This window comes from Carnobacteriaceae bacterium zg-C25 (genome assembly GCA_017945845.1).
Taxonomy (GTDB): Bacteria; Bacillota; Bacilli; order Lactobacillales; family Aerococcaceae; genus WM01.
Genome location: CP072828.1, coordinates 204,308 through 224,541, shown reverse-complemented (window position 1 = coordinate 224,541; position 20,234 = coordinate 204,308). Strand labels below are relative to the sequence as shown.

Sequence of the window (20,234 nt, the reverse complement as noted above, 5' to 3'; positions counted from 1 at the left end):
TTTTCTATTATGTTTAGATAATACCTTTAATAAATTATCAATTTCACTTGGACACTAAACACCATCATTTTGTATCCGACACAGTAAATAGTTAGGATTGATACCATCAGCATCAACCGTATTTGACATAGAGCCAACATTCCTCGTTATCGGCTAATAAAGTCGCTTAATTTTTGGTCACCAACACCATTTGACATAGAACCCCTTTTTGTCTACATGAAATTAGGGTTGGTGGCGTATGCCATCAACCCTAAAAATGATACCGTTAAAAATACTCTACTCAACACCTGAACATTAAGTAGAGTATTTTGTGTTGCACGAATAATCGTATTTTACCAACTTAAACGATTATAATTTTGCTTCTAATTCAGCTTTTAAATCTTCAAAACCAGGTTTACCTAACAACGCAAACATGTTCTTTTTATAAGCTTCAACGCCCGGTTGGTCAAATGGATTCACACCATTCAAGTAACCTGAAATACCAACAGCAATTTCAAAGAAATAGAATAAGTAACCTAACGTATACGCTGATGTATCCGGAATTGTAACTAATAAGTTTGGTACATCACCATCTGTATGCGCTAAAAGCGTTCCTTGGTATGCTTTTGTATTGACAAAGTCAACGTCTTTTCCTTGCAAATACCCTAACCCATCTAAATCTTCTTCGGCAGAAGGAATTAAAATACTTTTACGTGGTTTATCCACTTTAATAACCGTTTCAAATAAGTTACGTTGGCCTTCTTGAATATATTGACCTAATGAGTGTAAATCAGTTGAGAAGTTAGCACTTGATGGGTAAATACCTTTTAAGTCTTTACCTTCAGACTCACCAAACAATTGTTTCCACCATTCTGAGAAGTATTGTAAACTTGGCTCATAATTAATTAATAATTCCGTTACTTTCCCTTTACGGTATAGTAAATTACGGATAGCGGCATATTGATACGCTTCATTTTTTGTTAAATCGTCTGTTGAATAGTCATCTTGTGCTTGTTTGGCACCTGCCATTAAACCATCAATATCTGCACCTGTTACAGCAATTGGTAATAGCCCTACAGGTGTCAACACTGTAAAGCGTCCACCAACGCTATCTGGAATGACAAATGTTTCATAACCTTGTGCATCTGCTTCATTTTTTAGCGCACCTCTTGCACTATCTGTTGTTGCGTAAATACGAGAAATGGCACCTTTTTCGCCATATTTTTTCACTAGTAAATCTTTAAAGACACGGAAAGCAATCGCTGGTTCAGTAGTTGTACCTGATTTTGAAATCACATTTACTGAGAAATCACGATCACCAATCACTTCAATTAAGTCTTGTAAGTAAGTTGAACTAATGCTATTTCCGGCAAAAAATACTTGCGGTGTTTTACGGTTTGGATCCATATTGTAAAAACTATGATTTAAAAAATCAATGGCTGCTTTTGCACCTAAATAAGATCCACCGATACCGATAACAACTAACACTTCTGATTCTTCTTGAATTTTTTTAGCCGCTGCTTTAATACGGTCGAATTCTGCTTTGTCATAATCTGTTGGTAAATTTACCCAACCTGTAAAATCGTTACCAACACCTGTGCCGTTACGTAAGCCGTTATGTGCAGCTGTTACCGCTGATTGCAAATAATCAATTTCGTGTTGTCCAAAAAATTTCAATGCTTTTTGATAATCAAATGTAATACTCATTTTTCTACCTACCTTATTTATCTTTTGAAAGTAATTGTTGTGCTTCTTCAATCCACGTTGGCAACATATTTTTCAACGTCTCAAATCCAATTTGATTCATGTATACCGCGCGTCGTCTTTTTTTGCGTACCGGTTGTTTCGCTAACGGTATTTTTTCTAGTGCGCGTAATGATAAACTTATTTTTTGTGTATATTCATCAACGTCAATGACCATTGCCCTAACGGTTTGCCCAATTTTTAAAAAGTCATACACATTCGGAATATAGCCGTGTGTACATTCTGAAATATGAATCAAACCTTGTTGTTCATTTTCTAATTGTACAAAAATACCATACGTTTGAATACCGGTGACGCTACCTTCTATAATGTCTCCAATTTTGTACATATCGACCTCTATTCTTCAATAGAAATAGAAGTAATTTTCACATCTTCAAGCGGACGATCTTGTGCATTTTTTTCTACTGATTCAATGCTATACACCACATCCATACCTTCAATAACTTGACCAAATACTGTATGACGTTGGTCTAACCAAGGTGTGCCTCCGTTTTTAGCGTATTCTTCAATCGCTTCTTTTGGCCAGCCACCTGCTTCTAATTGACCTAGCATATTAGCTGGAACGTGTTTCGCACTCACAATGAAAAATTGAGAGCCGTTCGTATTTGGACCGGCATTCGCCATTGATAGAGCCCCATTAAAGTTATAGGCATCCATTGAAAATTCATCTTCAAATTTTTCGCCGTAAATGGATTCGCCACCCATTCCTGTACCCGTTGGGTCGCCACCTTGAATCATAAAATCGCTAATGACGCGGTGAAAAATAATACCGTCATAGTATCCTTGTTTTGCTAATCCGACAAAATTGGCAACCGTTTTAGGTGCAATTTCAGGGAAAAGGCGTAACGTAATATCACCTTTGGTTGTGTGCATAATCGCTTTTACACTATTTTCTACATGTTCTTGTAATTGTGGTAATGTCATAATTCTCTCCTTCTTGTTAATCGTGTCTATTATACTAGATTTTGATATGCTTTTCTACTGTAAGGATTTTATAAAAAATTACCCAACCAATCGATTTATGATATAATTTTGATACTTTATTGTAAAAAGGAGTGCACGCAATTCATGGATAAAAAGAAATTAGGTACTATAGGTGTTATCATACTTGCTATTATTGGAGTAGGATTACGCTTTTTGCGTTTTAATGACCGTATAGAAAAACGTGAACGCGAACGTGAATCGTATTCTCAACTTGTTCAAGTTCGTTCCGCCGTACAAAACATGAGTTCAACGACAAAATACGATTTTAAGAAACTTTCAGCAAAATGGAGTAGCATGAGCAACCATTCAACAAAAGAAAACGCCGGTAATTTATCCTACGACAAATACACGCCTGTTGATGGCACTTACTCATTAGGGCAAATTCAATCTAAATATTACGTTGTCGACGTAAAAAGCGGTGGAGGCACGCCAATGGATAACGTCACTGAAGCATATGTTGTGTTTCTAAGAAATAACGATGCGAATTGGGAATCAAATATCATTGTTGGAAAAGTTAAAAATGAATGGCTTGTTTTCGGACCAGAAGCTAATGTCCACGGTAATTTAGGGGATATTGAAATTACATCAAAAACAAAACGACTAACGTTACAAAATGACAAGATAACATTTGAATAACATCAAACTTAAAGAAAAGGACACCTCATTTTAGTATGTGTCCTTTTTTGTATGGATATCTTCTAAAAAGCAGGCGTTAACACGAATAAACCCCGTCGAAAATGTCTTATTTTCGACGGGGTTTTTATACAATTAGAAGCTCTTTGTATAGGGTACACCAAAAAATTTAGATTTTAAAAACGACCAACCTTTTAATAGCCAGTTTGCTTTGCCAAACATCAAAAACGGCTTTTCAATGACGGCATACTGATGATGATTCAACCACACATTAAATAACAATTCGCTGATACGACCAACATAACGCGCTTGAAAGTCAGTCATATGCGTACGATCGATACGTTTAAACAATTCATCAACGATGGTAAATAGCCATTGGCAATACGCATCCGACTTTTCTTTCGTCATAATATACATATTGAACATGTACGCTGAACGTTGTTTCATGGTAGCATCAAATGCACCCAAATACTCTGGCGTAAATTCTGCGATAATATCACGAGTGACATCTAAATGCATACGATCAAATGTGTGTGCATAATGTGAATACAACGTTTCAATATAGTAATACCGTTTTTTAGGAACGATAACATCGGCTTGCATGAGTGCTTGTTGCATTTGATTTTGTGTTAAAACAACATCATTCACATCAATCCCATCGCGAAACTTAACAGTTTGATTGGTAAAATGGCGTCGGTAGTGTGCTAAACCTAAATAGTCACACTCTAAGTTTTTCCACGCCCAATACAGACCCGTCAATTCACAATAATATGGATTTAAATGAGAAATATTGTCAAGCGTATTATCCCCTTGATAACCGATTGGTTCTTTACCTTGTGCACCGACGTGTATTGGTAAATAAACCTCATGTCGATCAGGCATTTCATAAATTTTATGTGTTGCAATTAACACTTTAATCGTTTTATCCATTATTCACCTTGTTTTGTGTCTAAATTTTGCTGTTGAATAATTGGTTCTTTACCTTGTTCAACACGTTTAATGTTTTCTTTTACAGTTTCCAAACTATCTTCATCTACAATACCCATCCACAATTCATATCCTGGCATTGCATACGAATCGGTACGAATTTCACCTTCGACATTTAACGCTTGAGAATGAATGGTGTAACCTGGATCACTTCCGCTTTCTAAATAATTATTAAGAATTGTCGAAATCGTTTCTAGCTTCATATTTGTTTGAGCTGAATTCGCCAATTGATTAATAATTTGTCCGGAATTGGTTAACAATACTGGAGATAGTAATTTTTTAAACAACGCGGTAATGACTTCTTGTTGGTGTGCGGCACGACCAACATCCCCGTCGTCTAAATTATAACGTTCACGAACGTAGGCTAAAGCGTTATACGCGTTTAACGTCTGCTTGCCTGCAGGAATATACACGTCGGGAACGGTTGTGCTTTGGAAGGCGTATGCATTATCCACGGTCACACCACCAACAATATCAACCATTTGCATAAACGTTGTAAAGTTGATTCGTACGAAATAATCCATATGAATGCCATATAGATTTTCTAGTGTGTGCATTGAGGTATCCACACCATACACACCAGCATGCGTCAACTTGTCACGTTGATTTCTTCCGCCATCTGCAATTGGTACAAAAGCATCACGCGGTGTTGTACTTAATAATATTTGCTTTGTTTTTGTATTAACGGTCATAATGATATTGACGTCAGAACGGGATTCTTCCGTAATTGCACCGTATGTATCGATACCACTTAAATAAACGTTAAATACATCTGTTTTTTGATTAGTTGTGGCGCGTCTTGGCAATTGCACCACTTCTTGTTTTTTAAACTCATAAACACGTCTAATTTTATCATTTAAATCGGGAAATTGCGATTTAATGACAGACTCAAATGCATTATTCAATACAATCGCATCTGTTTTACCGGCTAATAAGTTTAAATACGCCGTATAATAAGACTCTACTTCAGTTAATGTTAACGTTTGTTTTGTCTTTGTTTGAATATCATTGGTTAGCGCTGTAATATTGTCTTTATCCATTGATAATGGCGCTTGAACAACTTTTCCTTTTAGTTGATCTAATGATGTGATTGGAGAATCTTTTAAAACCACTACACTCATCGCCACTTCAGAAATATTTTGCGTGCGAGAGAATGTGTTAAATAAATTAATGACTTCTGTCGATTTTACAACGGCAAATCCTAACACACTATTTGATACTAGCAATAATATGAGCACAACAATTTTTAACTTTTTCAGCACTAACAGTATCAATTGAATCAACACAGTTACACCGATAATGGCTAATAAAATATACGTTGTTTTATTAAATAGTAACAATCGATTAGAAATGGCTATAAATAATACATACGCAATCAACACCATTTGGACGATGAATAGTAACCAATTGAATCGACTTAACCATTTTTTATTGTTTGACGTCCCACGGTGGTACCGACGAGATCTTAATTGTAAATCATCCATAAGATTAACTCCTAGTCTTGTAACAACTCCATATCAACACATTTTAATGCGGCATCAATGACTTGATGCATGTCATAATAACGATAATGACCTAATCGTCCGCCAAAAACAACGTTTGGCATATTTTGTGCCAATTCTTGATATTGTTTGTACAATAAGTTGTTTTCTGCATTATTTACTGGATAATAAGGTTCATCACCTTTTTGCCACGTTTTTGAATATTCACGTGTAATGACGGTTTTTTCTTGTTGTCCAAATTCAAAATGTTTATGTTCAATAATACGCGTATATGGCGTTTGAGCATCGGTGTAATTCACGACCGCATTACCTTGATAATTTTCAACATCTAAAATTTCTGTTTCAAATCGTAAACTGCGGTATTCTAATTCACCCAATTGATAATCAAAAAATTCATCAATCATTCCTGTAAAAATGATTTTTGGAAATTCTTTTAAATACATTTCTTTATTGGCAAAAAAATCAACATTTAATTCAACGTCAATATTATCATGGTCTAGCATTTTTTCAACAATTTGTGTATACCCACCAATTGGAATACCTTGATACGTATCGTTAAAATAGTTGTTATCGTATGTGTATCGAACAGGTAAACGACGGATAATAAACGACGGTAATTCGGTCGTTTTCTTGCCCCATTGTTTTTCTGTATAGTCTTTAATTAACTTTTCGTAAATATCACGACCAACTAGTGAAATAGCTTGTTCTTCTAAATTTTCAGGGCGTTTGCCATTTAAATAGGCACGTTGCTCGTCGATCTTTGCTTTTGCTTGTTCAGGCGTGACAACTCCCCACAATTTATTGAACGTATTCATATTAAACGGTAAATTATAAATTTCACCTTTATAATTTGCGACAGGGCTATTCGTATAACGATTGAATTCAGCAAATTGGTTGACATAGTCCCACAACTTTTTATCACTTGTATGGAAAATATGCGCACCGTATTGATGAACTTGAATACCTTCCACTTCTTTAGTGTAAATATTACCCGATACGTGATCACGTTTTTCAATGACTTTAACTTTTTTTCCTTTTAGGGCTGCTTCATGTGCAAAGACTGCACCAAACAAACCAGCACCAACTACTAAATAATCGTACATACTTTCTCCTTTTTAACTGCCACACAGTTTATTTATTTTACTCTACTAAATGAAATAGTGTCAACAATTACTGCGATTCGTGAATCGGACTAATCGTGTACCCTAACGCTAAAATAAACGGATTATATTGAATTTCTAATAATTGCGGGTCAAACATAGCGTGTAACGCTACAATTAAAATGACAAGCGCAAAATACTTTTGATTAAATTGTGGTAATTTAGATAACGCATAATGCGCGATAAAAATAAAACACAATAGAATAAAGCCATAATTTAATAGTGTATTTACAAAAGCGGAATCGACATACAAATAGTCATATATATTTCCATTAGCGTACCTTTGTGGTGTATCGCCATAAAAGGTCCACTCAATGCCTTGACCAAATGGTTTAATTTTAAATAATTCTGTCGCCACCTTACCTAAATACAGTCGGTCGGTTAAAATACTATTCAATTTAGCCATAAACGCATTATTTGGATTATACGCATAAGTTAGTACAATGGGCACCATACCGATTAATGTCACACCGTATTTTAAAATAAATTGTGTTAAAAATCGCATTTCCCATCGTTTCGTTAGTTTAACAACGACCATAATGAAAATGGCTAAAAACGAAAATAACAGCGCGGAACGTGTATCCGTTAAACGATACACATACAGTGTTAAACCAATCATTGCGCCAATTTCAATCCAGCTTAATTTCTGTTGTCGAATATACCACCACATGAGTAAAACGTGAAACAGATAATTAGACACAAACGTTACGAACACGTATCCAGCCGCATATCGCACTTGTCCGTCTGGACGATAGTCATTGTTTAAACGAAATTCGCCTGCTAAATAGGCAAAATGTGTCACTAGCATATAACTTGCAACTAACGTCAATACAACGATCACAACACGTCGAAACGGCACATTATTAATCGTCGCCCAATACGCAAGCAGCGTTAACGGTAACATGACGTTCCCGCTCACAAAGGCAACCGCAACTAGTACACTCCCAATAAAAAGTGAGAATAACATTTTTTTGACGTTGTAGCGATTATCGTATAACGCTTTAATCATTAAAATAACCACTGCTAGTAACGTCATCCCTGTAAATACATCACTCAACGACGGAAACAGTAAAACAAGTTGTGTTTGTTTAAAAAAAGTCCCTGTAACAGTTAAAAATATAGCGCTATAAAACAATATTTCTGATAGTGTTACTTTTACTTTCATATCTCTCCTAATAGCTGTTTTATTGTCTTTTTAATAGCTTATTGCGTAGACGAACGATAACGGACATTACATTAAATCCGGCGTAGTTCCCCAGACGTACAAATGAGACAACTTTACTCGGATTATCGGCATGCATCTGCTCGCTTTTTTCTTTAATACGTTGTTCTAAAGCGATAAATTCGCGTTTGGCTAACTGTACATCAGACATGGCTAATAACACTTTGGCGTGACGATCAACCATGGTTAAAATACGTTGTTTAACAACCTCTTTACGATAGGTATCGGTTGCATAACGATTAAAGAAATCAACAACGCGCAAAATGACTTGTTCGTGCATATGACGATTGCGCACAAAGCTACCTACACTGACACTTTGTGTCACGGTACCTAAACGATACTGATAAACAACCTCGTTTAAATACACAACAGTTTCAATATACGGCGATGGAAACATAATGTATTCCATATCCACATAAAACATTTTTTCTCCGATACGAATATGATTGTTTTTCAAAATATCGGTTTTAATCGTTACCATATGCATTTGTGGTAGTTGACCATGAATTTTTAAAAATTCATCGTACGGATAAACTTGTTTTTCAACGACATTTTCAGATGCAACCAACTGCGTCGTATCACTGCCCATATACACTTCTAAATAAGGTGTAATGACTTCATCCACATCATGTGTTGCTAGAAAGTTAATCAACTGCTCAAACGCTTTTGAATCTACCCAGTCGTCCGCATCAATGACTTTAAAATACTTACCTTTTGCCACATCAATTCCGGCATTAATGGTTGAACCATGCCCACCATTCTCTTTATCCACAACACGAATGACATCGGGATATTGTTCTTTTAACGCGTGCGCCACTTCACTCGTATTATCTTGTGAACCATCGTTCACAATAATAATTTCTAACGCATCGCTATTGTTTACCGCAAGCATCGTCGGAATCGTTTCATTTAAATATTGTGCTGCATTATATGACGGCACAACAACACTCAATACTTTACTCATCATTTCCCTCGCTATTTTTTAGCTTTTAACAACTTGCTCAACAAATCCAGTACAACGACTAAAAAGGTCGTTCCAACAAATGCAATCCCTGTTAATAAGACAATACGTTTTAATGACACACTAGATCGATTGTGCATCACTTGTGCGTCCCCTGACCAATTTTCAATCGAAGCCACACTCATTTTTGATGCAAAGTCTTTTTGAATTGCTTCTAATACAAGTGGTGTCACACGCTTAACAACTTCTTTGCGTGGCGCTGTTACACTAAACGATACGGCACGTCCGTAAACTTCCTTATCTACTTTGACCAAATTATGTAAATCATCGTTTGATAATTCACTTTCAGAAACGCTTTGACGGATACGGCTACCTAACTCTTTAGATTTTAAATAAACTTTCAAATCAGTTGCTGCAATATCAGCCACTTGTGAATATTGAACCGGATTTTCGGCACCCGTACCATCTTTCGGCACAACATACACCATTAATTCTTGTGTGTATGATTCAGATTTGTTTTGTTTAGCTAAAAAGAACGACCCGCCCGCTACCAATAACGTGGCAATTAAAATGATCCATTTTTTGCGCCAAATGGCTGCCAATACTTCTTGTAAAGACACTTCAACAGCTACCTCTTTTTTCACTCTACTTCTCCTTTTTCCCTACTCTGTTTTTCAAAACGATTATTTTGAAACGAGCGTACTTTAAACATCAATTTTGTTAAGAACGATAACTTTAATCGATAAAAGGCAAACGGCCATAACTTCACCGATTTAAACGATTCAACAAGTGGCACATACGCCAAACTTTCTTTCACCAGACGATCATCGAAAACTTGTTGAAATTGCTGTTTTCGTTGTTGTGGTGTTTGTGTGATGCCCACATTATACACTTGTCGCACCATGATGACATTCACATTCATTAAGACATATTCGCTAAATGCTCTTTGCAAAGTGTTGAACATTTTAGATTGCTGAAAATATTCCGCGCTTTGATGCAATGAATACAACATATTGTCCACTTTTTTAGGGTTGGCTTGACGTGTTAATGAGTTTCCGTTGTCACTTGGACAAAAATAAACAACAGTATCCTTCATGCACAACGTTTGCACATGGTCTAAATAGCGCAATGTAAAATCACTATCTTCCGCCATCGTCAGCGCTTCGTTAAAATATATTGCATTCGTTTTAATGCGTTCCGTTTTAAACACACTCGCGGCTACTTGCATATAGACCGTAGGATTGGCAACCATTTTTGCCTTTCCTAAATCGATTTGTTCACCTTCAAACACCAATGCTTCATGCGTTGAACAATCGTCTTTACCATACATTTGAATACGGTACACCGACAAATCGTACTGCTTTTCCATGTCGGAAAACCACGCATCTATCGCTCCGGCTGTCAACACATCATCAGCGTCCAAAAACGTCACGAACTCTCCCGAAGCTACTTCTAAACCACAATTACGTGCAACAGAGACGCCTTTATCACTTCGCAACGCTTTTATCCATGGATGACGTTTGGCGTTTTCATCAATCACGCGTTGCGTGTCATCGTTTGATCCATTTTCAACAATAAGTAATTCAACGCCATCACGATACTGCGCCACGATACTGTCAATAGCACGTTGTAACGTCCGTTGCGCATTATACGCCGGAATAATAATAGACAGTTTATCCTTCATGATTGTCTCCACGTTTTCGTTTCAATAATTTGCCAATTACCTCATGTGTAAATGACTCTTTAAATAAAAGTAACATTCCAAAGAACACCCCGAAATAAACACTTGCCGACAGCAATAGTGTGATAAACGGTGATCCAAATTTAATTGGTACAATAAACAATAGCGAACTTAGCACAACTGATGCCAAAATTTTCATCACATTATTTTTGTCGACAACAGCTTTCATGGTGTGGCGAACCGCAAACCATTGATAACACACGACAACAAATTCTGCCGCTAAATTACCAATAGCCGACCCAACAACTCCCATAGATGGTACTAATAAAATATTGACGATTAAATCTGTAATCGCACCATAACATACCGAACGGACTAGTAACTGCTCTTTACCCATAGGCACCATAATTTGAATACCAATTAAATTCGACAACCCAATGAAAACAAGTGTTGGCATTAAAATCATCATTGGGAATACCGCCGGATCATATCCTGCTCCGGACAAAAATAAAATACCGGGTTGTGCATAAAAAATAAAATAGATGGTCATCGGCAACGCGCTAAGCATAATAAAATTAAGCGACTTCGCCGTCAATCGTGTAAATTCTGCTGTATTGTTGTTTTCGATATAAAATGATAGTCGGGGTAACAACACCGCACCTAAAGAAGTAACGAGTGTTACCAATACACTTTTAATTTTTACGGCGGCATTGTAGTAACCAACCGCTTCATTGCCGTGAATAAACCCGAGCATGACAACATCAAGATTTGTATAAATGACGGTCGCAACGGTTAAGAAAAAGAAACTTAGTGTTGGTTTAATGTGTCGCTTAATGTCTAACGAACTGTGTTTGTGAAACGTCACAACACGTTTTAAATTTAAAAAATTGAGTAAATTTGACCCAACAGCCGCTAATACGGTAATCGTCCCGTAAGTGATGACATCACTTTCTTGTTTGACAAATACAAACATTAAAATTAATGACAACACTTTGAATACAAGTGAACGAATGGTGATGAACTGATATTGTTCCAACGCTTTATAGACCCACTCCACACCTAACAATGTAAAAATGAGCGTTAAGGTATTGATTAAAAATAGCGTTTTATCGGTTGCTAAACGAGGGACGGTAAAAATCGCCACCACGTAACATGCTGTTGATAGCGTCATCGCCACTGTATTCAATAGGAAAATCTCTTTAACGGTTTTGGATAGTTTTTCCTCGTCATCACGCACACGAGCACATTCACGAATGCCGTAATTGGCAATACCTAACATACCAAACATGGAAAAATACGCAACGATACTTGTCACGAAACCAATTCGTCCAATCCCAGATGGTAATAAAATGCGCGACACATACGGGAATGTAATTAATGGAAAAATAATTGATGAAAGTGTCAAAATAAAATTCATGATGAAATTAAATTTGACCGACTTTATTTTATTCGCCACTATCTTGCTCCACTTCCTAAAATAACAATTTTAATTGTTTTTAAAATAATTTTAATGTCTAGCCATAACGACCAGTTATCAATGTATTCCACGTCCAATTTAACAACTTCTTCAAAGTTTTTAATATCACTACGCCCGCTGACTTGCCACATACCCGTGATTCCCGGTTTTAATGATAGGCGTTTCTTTTGTTTGTGCGTATATTGATGATACTCTTCAACTGTTGGTGGACGTGTCCCAATTAAACTCATATCGCCAATTAAGACGTTGAAAAATTGTGGTAGTTCATCCAAACTTGTTTTACGGATAAATTTACCAACACGCGTAATGCGTGGGTCATGTTCCATTTTGAACATGCCACCTTCCATTTCGTTTTCCGCCATTAACGCAGCTTTACGCGCTTCGGCATCCACAACCATGGAACGAAACTTGTAAAATTTGAAAATACGTCCGTTTTTACCAACACGCTCTTGGGCAAAAATTGCTGGCCCTTTAGAATCCAATTTAATGAGCGGAATCAATACAATGGCTATAGGTATGGTAATGACTAAGCCTACAATCGCTGCCAAAATATCAATTAGACGTTTCATCAATATCCCGTAGTAACTGTAAAATTTCGTAGAAAATTTAATGACGGTAAAGCCAGATAATTGTTCTAATTTGCGATCTGCCTCTACCGATATATCGAACGCAGTAATGTTCACTGACACATCAATCCCGGATTCTTCAAAAAGCGGAATCAATTCGCCGACGAGCAAATCATACTCGGCATCCAAATAAATGAAGGCTTCATCCACCACCTGCCGTGTAATAAAATTATCAAGCGTCACCATATCCACCCGGCTAGCACCCGCGAAATAGTCGGGCAACTTCACGTTCGAACGGTCCACGACGTCAACTAAAAGAACTGAAGAGATGGTGCCGTCCCAATCGTCCGTTTTTTGCATACGATGCACTACCGTATCTAGACGATCAAACGTTGTAATGAGCATTACTTTTTTCAAGTTTTTCGCGTGTTTGAAGTAATGTTTACGTATCTTTTTAAGAATGTAATGCCAAACAAATAAAATGAGGGCATGTACCATCACGAAATAAACGAGTTTTGTACGTGATTCTAACGACATCGTTTTATCTAAAAAGAGCATCATTGTCGTAAACAAGAAATATTGTACGGTATAAATCACGATAGCCTTGATCTCCGTACCGAACCGCTTACGGTCAAATCGTTCAATAAAATGTGATGTGTAATACGTCGCGATATGAATTAGGGCAAACGTCAATGCCGTCATGCTAAACAAATCATCGTCATTCGGTAAAACACCCACTAATACAATACTCAAAAAGACACTTAAAATATCAAAAATACAGATTAAAAATTTATATAATTCACTTTGCTTTGGTCGCATAGTACAATCTCCCATAATAATATACTTTCTTATTATACTATTTTTTTCATGAAACTAACATATAAAATTTGTTAAGTTTTGTATAAAGTAGATTAGCCGGGTTGTAAAATAAAGCGCAAAAGCAAAATAGTGTTGTAAAAACAAAAAAAGACCGATAATTAACTGACTAAAATCCACTACAAAATTAGAAAGGTCATTATCATGTCTTGATTGAATTGTAACATAAAAAAGAAAATAAATAGCTGGTATTGGTGGGGTGTGGGAAAGTGAATTTAGCCATTTAAAAATTATAGTATTAGATGTTAATCAATTATTAAAAAGAAAAACCGACAACAAAGAACATCCCTCGTTATCGGTTGGTGAAGATGATTAATATGGATAAACCTAATCTAAAATTTAAATTCCAACAAAAACTTCCACAATTTTTCTTATTTTTTCTAATACTGATTCTTTTTTCTTTTCCCTTGCGCCTTGTCTTCGTGAAGTCGGTGGAATAATACGGTCCAGTTCATCCCCTGCATATTCAACATATCCTTTACTTATAGCCTTTTCTATAAATCGTTTTGAGTCTTCTTTCAAGTTCTCTTCTTCAACTAAAGATAGGATGTTATTTTCCTTCTCTTTCTTTGCAAAACTATAAAATGACTCAAGAATATCATCAGTATTTTTCAATTTAGACAATCTTGTGCTGTTTATAAAGTCCATAATCAATTCTTCTTTTGCTCTTGTGCCAAGGCTAGACCTGATTACCCTGCGAATTTCAGCTTTTAAATTTTCCACATCATCATTTTCTTTTGACTTCTCAAATATCAAAGCCAAAATATAATCTAGATTTATTTCATCTGTTTTAAGCAAATCAATTTGAAACTCAACATCAGAAAAATCAATTTGATTTCCTTCAAAACTTTCATTACGATTTGAATTTACAACACTTTCCCTAATATCAACATAAACACTCTTCATGTCCTGCATCTGTCTATCTGATATAATTTTTTCGAAACTTTCAAATTCATCAAAATTTTTCAGGATATTTTCAGCTTTTAGTAACTCTCCGAAAAGCTCTGCAAATTCTTTTTTATCTGCTTCTAAAACAATTTCAGTCGGATCTGAAAATTTAGATATTATTTCATTACATATATCCGTGTAACCTCGAAAAATTTCGCCTGTTTCCTCATCTTTAAAACCATGAATATACTCTTCATAGCTCTTTTCTAAAATAATATTTATACTATTTTCATCACCAAATGTCTTAATCGCATCCTGTGTAGCTTTTTCTAGATTTCTGAAACAAACAATATTACCAAATGTTTTTACTTTATTAAGAATACGGTTCGTTCTTGAAAACGCCTGAATAAGACCGTGATATTTCAGATTTTTATCAACAAATAATGTATTTAATGTAGGGGCATCAAATCCCGTTAAAAACATTCCCACTACAATAAGCAAGTCAACTTGTTTTTCTTTTACTTTAAGCGATAGATCCTTGTAATAATTTTGAAACTCATTCCCATTTGTGGAAAAATTAGTTTTGAAGTAACTATTATAGTCAGTGATTACCTTGTCCAAAAATTCTTTTGCTGTTGATTCCATGGCAGAAATATCAAAATTCTCTTCAGATATTTCTCCGATTGCTCTTTGCTCTTCATTTGCTGCAAAACTGTAAATAGTAGCTACTTTTAATCTTTTTTCTTCAGGCAAACGTTTCTGTTGTCTTTCAAATTCTTCATAATATAATTTTGCCGCTTCCACACTTTGCACAGCAAGCATAGCGTTAAATCCATTGAGTCTTCTATGCTTCAAATCATAAAACTCGTTACGATGTGTTTTCGTATCAAAAACTTTGAGGATATGCTTTGTAATCTGAGTAATTCTTTCAGGATGGAGTAGCATTTTATTTTCCAGTTTAGCTAATCTCTCTTCATCTTCCTCTTTCTCCGCAGTTTTGAATTTCGGTGTAATATTGTTATAATCCACCTTGAATTTCAACACTTTGCCGTCACGAATAGCATCAGTTATAACATAGCTGTGAAGCTGTGCTCCAAATATACCTGATGTTGTATCGCCACCAAGAGAATTTTCCGGAAAAATTGGAGTTCCCGTAAATCCAAATTGGTAATAATTTTTAAATGATTTTCGTATGTTTTTCTGTGCATCTCCAAATTGAGAGCGATGACACTCATCAAATATAAAAACACACTGTTTATTATAAATTTCATGGATAGGATTTTTCTTTACAAATTCATTTAATTTTTGAATTGTAGTAACTACAATACGATTATCATCTTTTTCAATAGATCTTTTAAGTTCTTTTGTGTCCTTACTTCCATTTACACTATCCGGCTGAAACCTTTGATATTCTTTCATTGTTTGGTAGTCTAAGTCTTTTCTGTCTACAACAAAAAACACCTTATCAATAAAATCCAATGTCGTAGCAAGTCTTGCTACTTTAAAAGACGTGAGCGTCTTACCGGAACCTGTCGTGTGCCAAATAAAGCCCCCCGCTTCGGTTCTGCCGGCTTTTTTCGCCTCATAACTTGATTTTATCTTCCATAAAATCCGTTCAGTTGCTGCTATTTGATATGGACGCATAATGAGAAGAGTATTATTAACATCAAATACACAATATTTTGTAAGCACTTCAAGAACAACACGCTTTTCAAAAAATGTCTTAGTGAAGTCCTCTAAGTCACAAATCACTTTGTTTTTTGCATCTGCCCATTCACAAGTAAACTCGTAATTATTTTTATTCTGAGCTGTTGTATTAGCGAAATACCTTGTATACGTCCCATTGGAAATCACAAATATTTGAACATATTTATATAACGAATTTCCGCTGTTAAAACTTTCCTTACTGTATCTATGAATTTGATTAAAGGCTTCATGCAAATTCACACCTCTTTTTTTCAGTTCTATATGAACAAGTGGTAACCCATTTACCAAAATCGTTACATCATAGCGATTTCGTTTTTTTCCTTCAACAACAATCTGATTGGTAACTTGCAGAAAATTATTATGAATATTTTTCTTGTCGATAATTTTGATATTTTTCAAATGCCCGTCATCAAATACAAAATCATGGATATAATTTTCTTGTACTTTTCGTGTTTTTTCAATAACCCCCTCATTTGGAGCATCTAAATATTCAAGCAGAAATCTGGCCCATTCTTCTTTTGTAAAAGAAACTCCATTCAACTTTTCAATTTGAAATTTTAAATTTGTATATAATTCATCATTTGATTTGACTATAAGTCTCTCATACCCTTGAGAAACCAAATTTTCAATCATTTGTCTTTCCAGTTCCGCTTCACTCTGATATGCAGTTTCTTTAACTTTTAAATCTTTTTCAAAATTAGCTAAAATGATTCCGCCTGTCATTTCCGCAATAGTAGATGTACTATACGTCACTTTATCTTCCGACATCTAAATTACCCCTTTCATTTACATTCTCTTTTCAAATTACTAAAGAGCAATTTTAAAAGATTCTTCTCATTCGCCTTCAATCTGCTCACAGTTTATTTTTTAGGATGTTTCGTTAAAAATCGATACTTCATCGTATTTTTTTACCTGTTAACTTTTTTAAAATCTAATAGTTTCGCTCTATAATATTCGTATTGTTTCTGCCTTAACTCTATTTCTTTTGGTATACTGCTAGACAAGTCATTTATTAAAGCGTCGAACTTATCAAGAATAGAAACAATATATTCTTGAACTGGTAGAGGAGGTAATGGAACTAGAATTTGGGAATATTTTGAAATCCACAATCTCTTATGCTCCGTAGTATCAATAGTAATCATTTGCATATAATAATAACAATATCTAAAATTTATATTTTCTTTTGATTTCAAAATTTTCATTGCTGATGATTTAACCTTAAAATTGAAGTCTACCCAATGGTTTCCAGCTGTAAAATCATCAAATATGATAACTGGATTCTCTTCGTCGGCTGTGTAAATCCCTTCATTTTCATCAGTAAATCCAAGTATAAAAGTTTGTCCAGCAGTTAAAACTGGAATTTTGTAGTTATCATTATAATTGGTTGTTTTAACAATATATTTTGTCGGTTGTTCATAATCCAATAAATTCTCTAACCTTCTCCACTCAACATCAAATAATTTTACCTCAACAATATCCGCGGCTTCTTTCAATATAACCAAATAATCGCTAGATATTATTTGTCTGTCTGTCTGTCTGTCTGTCTGTCTGTCTGTCTGTCTGTCTGTCTGTCTGTCTGTCTGTCTGTCTGTCTGTCTGTCTGTCTGTCTGTCTGTCTGTCTAGAAATTGTTCCGTCTACTATATCAAATGTCAAGAGCTTTTCACGATAATATTCATATTGCTTTTGTCTTTGGTCAATTTCCTTAGGTAACAAACCTTTTGTATCAGAAAGTAAAGATTGAAATTTATCAAGGATTTCCACAACTTTGTTTTGAATTTCTATAGGTGGTAAATCTATTTTTACTTTATTCAAAATAGACTGTGTAAGACTTGGTCTTGTAGAATCTGTACTTAACTTAGCTATATCATAATTTTCGATAAAATAATATAAATACTTAGGTACAATTTTTTTATCATCTATTTCTGTATAAAAAATAGTATCCACATTCCAAAATGGCTCCTCTACATAAAATACATTATCTATTGAACCTTTTCTTGGAATTAGTACAGTAGGTTTATTATATGAATATTTATCTACAAAAACATTCATTTTCCCACCACTACCATATACAGGTATATTCCCATTTCCTAAGGCTTTCCAATCTTTTCCATTTTTGATTTTTATGATTTCACCTAGTGTGGTCAGTTTTACTCTATACCCCCCCCCGAGAATTTCTGGGTTGTTTGACAATTTATTCAAATATTCTTCACTAAGTAGCATATCTCTATAGTACTCATATTGTTTAGTTCTAGCCTGTAATTCAGCCTGTAGTTCAGCCTGTAATTCAGTAACATAATTTGTGAATTTATCAAGAATTTTTACAATTTTTTCTTGGGTTTCGAGAGATGGGATTGGAATTTCCAATTCTTCAATACAACTTTTAGATATAGTTTTTCTGGTATTACCAAAAACTTTTTTATATACTTTCTTTCTAAAATTTTCGCTAAAAAATAAATAATTCAAATAACATGATGTTATAAAATTAGGTTCTATCAATCTTATTCGCATTATATGATAAGAATATACGACGTCTTGCATATCCTCTATAGCAACTGCAGATCTGAATATATCTTCTACAGTTTCTGAACTTGGAGTAATAAATATATCCCCATACTTTACATTACATGATTTTATTTTCACATCTGAAGCTGTTACAATCATTTGGGGAATTTGTTTATTCAAATAAATATTTTTATATACATCCATATAATTTAATAGCACAATTTTATTTTCATCTTCATTTATTTTTTTGTCTACTCCTGCTCCTGTAACAACAGAAATTTCCCCTAATCTTTTCCACTCAACCTTTTCATTTTTCAATAATTCATCTATCTTACTCATTTGCTTTTCCACCTTTTTTAGCAACTTTTTCTATGTTTTTAATTTCTGCAAGATAGTCTTTTTCAACAGGAGAAAGATTTTCAGCTTGATATTTTCTATATTCAGAAATAGCCTTTTCCATTGCTTGTTTATGACTAATTTTACCTGCATCTTTTAATACATCTTCCCCTGTAGATGTCAGAATATTATCCAAGGTTTTTACATAATCACTCATGTACATAGGTTTATGTTTCAGAGCTTGCATTTCTGCGATTTCAAAGTAACCCGCTATAAGTCTGTTTAGTATCTTTAACTCATCTTCTGTAAGATAGTTTTTTGCAACTCCGATATCTTTCTTTGTTGGATAATCTCCGGTAAAAGTAGTAAGCCCCATAAATTCTTTTTCACTATTGGCTCTTTTATAAATTACTTCTGCCGCTGTTTGTCCGTGAACTGCATAATGTAGTTTATTTTGTACCATTTTGAAAAATGCTATGGATTCCCTACTTTTAGGGTCATAATCTATACTTGTTGCATATAAATCTAAAACCTGTCTGTACATAACTTTTTCTGATGAACGAATGTCACGAATTCTATCTAAAAGTTCTTTCCAGTATGCTCCACCGCCCAAATTTTTTAGGCGTTCATCATCCATTGTAAAGCCTTTGATAATATACTCTTTCAGCCTTTCGGTCGCCCATTTTCTGAAATCAGTAGCGATTTTTGATTTTACCCTATAGCCAAGGGAAATTATCATATCCAGATTATAGAAAGGCATATTTCTTGAAACGTTACGATTACCTTCTTTTCGAACCTGTCGGAAATCCCGACAGGTTGATTCTTTATCCAGTTCACCCTCATCATAAATATTTCCTATATGTTCTACAATATTTGTCCTTGATGTTTTGAATAACTCCGCCATCTGCTGTTGTGATAACCATACTGTATCGTCAATAAAATTAACATCTATCTTAGTATTCCCATCACCGGAAGTATAGATGACTACCTCTCCATGAATATTTTCT

The 20,234-nt window shown here is 34.8% G+C and carries 16 protein-coding genes; 1 reads left to right on the top strand and 15 read right to left on the bottom strand.

The features are described from left to right. Positions 1 to 348: 348 nt before the first annotated feature. Genes J7S27_01120 through J7S27_01110 form a run of 3 tightly spaced genes read right to left on the bottom strand, consistent with a single transcriptional unit; the run spans position 349 to position 2,667 of the window. Complete coding sequence (locus tag J7S27_01120) at positions 349 to 1,686, bottom strand: glucose-6-phosphate isomerase (GenBank protein QTU83156.1); 1,338 nt, start codon at positions 1,684 to 1,686, stop codon at positions 349 to 351. Positions 1,687 to 1,699: 13 nt separating this feature from the next. Further along, the gene (locus J7S27_01115; protein QTU83155.1) at positions 1,700 to 2,071 is read right to left on the bottom strand and encodes a S1 RNA-binding domain-containing protein; all 372 of its coding nucleotides are present in this window, start codon (positions 2,069 to 2,071) and stop codon (positions 1,700 to 1,702) included. Positions 2,072 to 2,079: 8 nt separating this feature from the next. Next, the gene (locus J7S27_01110) at positions 2,080 to 2,667 is read right to left on the bottom strand and encodes a peptidylprolyl isomerase (GenBank protein QTU83154.1); all 588 of its coding nucleotides are present in this window, start codon (positions 2,665 to 2,667) and stop codon (positions 2,080 to 2,082) included. A 144-nt stretch (positions 2,668 to 2,811) separates the two neighbouring features. On the opposite strand from J7S27_01110, the gene J7S27_01105 reads away from it, so the two are divergent. Continuing rightward, positions 2,812 to 3,363, top strand: coding sequence for a hypothetical protein (locus J7S27_01105; protein QTU83153.1), 552 nt, complete (start codon positions 2,812 to 2,814; stop codon positions 3,361 to 3,363). Between the two features lie 132 nt (positions 3,364 to 3,495). Here the strand turns inward: J7S27_01105 and J7S27_01100 are convergent, their stop codons facing one another. The 12 genes from J7S27_01100 to J7S27_01045 all read right to left on the bottom strand — a co-directional run bounded on the left by J7S27_01100 (position 3,496) and on the right by J7S27_01045 (position 20,227). Then, positions 3,496 to 4,290, bottom strand: a complete 795-nt coding sequence (locus J7S27_01100; GenBank protein ID QTU83152.1) for a DUF4422 domain-containing protein — start codon at positions 4,288 to 4,290, stop codon at positions 3,496 to 3,498. Then, positions 4,290 to 5,831: an LCP family protein gene (locus J7S27_01095; GenBank protein QTU83151.1), complete on the bottom strand. Its 1,542-nt coding sequence runs from the start codon at positions 5,829 to 5,831 to the stop codon at positions 4,290 to 4,292. Before J7S27_01095 ends, J7S27_01100 begins: the two co-directional genes overlap by 1 nt. Before the next feature lie 11 nt (positions 5,832 to 5,842). After that, positions 5,843 to 6,952 carry a UDP-galactopyranose mutase gene (glf, locus tag J7S27_01090; GenBank protein QTU83150.1) on the bottom strand — a complete coding sequence of 370 codons (1,110 nt, stop codon included), beginning with the start codon at positions 6,950 to 6,952 and terminating at the stop codon, positions 5,843 to 5,845. 67 nt (positions 6,953 to 7,019) lie between these two features. Next, entirely contained in the window at positions 7,020 to 8,174 is a 1,155-nt protein-coding gene (locus J7S27_01085) for a hypothetical protein (protein QTU83149.1), read from the bottom strand. Positions 8,175 to 8,193: 19 nt separating this feature from the next. Then, positions 8,194 to 9,195 (bottom strand): glycosyltransferase, encoded by a 1,002-nt coding sequence (locus J7S27_01080; protein QTU83148.1) that lies wholly within the window; start codon positions 9,193 to 9,195, stop codon positions 8,194 to 8,196. An 11-nt stretch (positions 9,196 to 9,206) separates the two neighbouring features. Further along, positions 9,207 to 9,836: a hypothetical protein gene (locus tag J7S27_01075; protein QTU83147.1), complete on the bottom strand. Its 630-nt coding sequence runs from the start codon at positions 9,834 to 9,836 to the stop codon at positions 9,207 to 9,209. Further along, positions 9,833 to 10,876 (bottom strand): glycosyltransferase, encoded by a 1,044-nt coding sequence (locus J7S27_01070; GenBank protein QTU83146.1) that lies wholly within the window; start codon positions 10,874 to 10,876, stop codon positions 9,833 to 9,835. Before J7S27_01070 ends, J7S27_01075 begins: the two co-directional genes overlap by 4 nt. Further along, positions 10,866 to 12,329, bottom strand: coding sequence for a flippase (locus tag J7S27_01065; protein ID QTU83145.1), 1,464 nt, complete (start codon positions 12,327 to 12,329; stop codon positions 10,866 to 10,868). Before J7S27_01065 ends, J7S27_01070 begins: the two co-directional genes overlap by 11 nt. Beyond that, a complete protein-coding gene (locus J7S27_01060; protein QTU83144.1) occupies positions 12,329 to 13,735 on the bottom strand; it encodes a sugar transferase in 1,407 nt (468 codons plus the stop codon). The genes J7S27_01065 and J7S27_01060 overlap by 1 nt, the downstream gene beginning before the upstream one ends. A 396-nt stretch (positions 13,736 to 14,131) precedes the next feature. Continuing rightward, on the bottom strand, positions 14,132 to 17,110 hold the full coding sequence (locus J7S27_01055; GenBank protein QTU83592.1) for a type I restriction endonuclease subunit R: 2,979 nt from the start codon (positions 17,108 to 17,110) through the stop codon (positions 14,132 to 14,134). Between the two features lie 185 nt (positions 17,111 to 17,295). Next, entirely contained in the window at positions 17,296 to 19,230 is a 1,935-nt protein-coding gene (locus J7S27_01050; protein QTU83143.1) for a restriction endonuclease subunit S, read from the bottom strand. Further along, positions 19,223 to 20,227: a virulence RhuM family protein gene (locus J7S27_01045; GenBank protein QTU83591.1), complete on the bottom strand. Its 1,005-nt coding sequence runs from the start codon at positions 20,225 to 20,227 to the stop codon at positions 19,223 to 19,225. The genes J7S27_01050 and J7S27_01045 overlap by 8 nt, the downstream gene beginning before the upstream one ends. Positions 20,228 to 20,234: the final 7 nt, after the last annotated feature.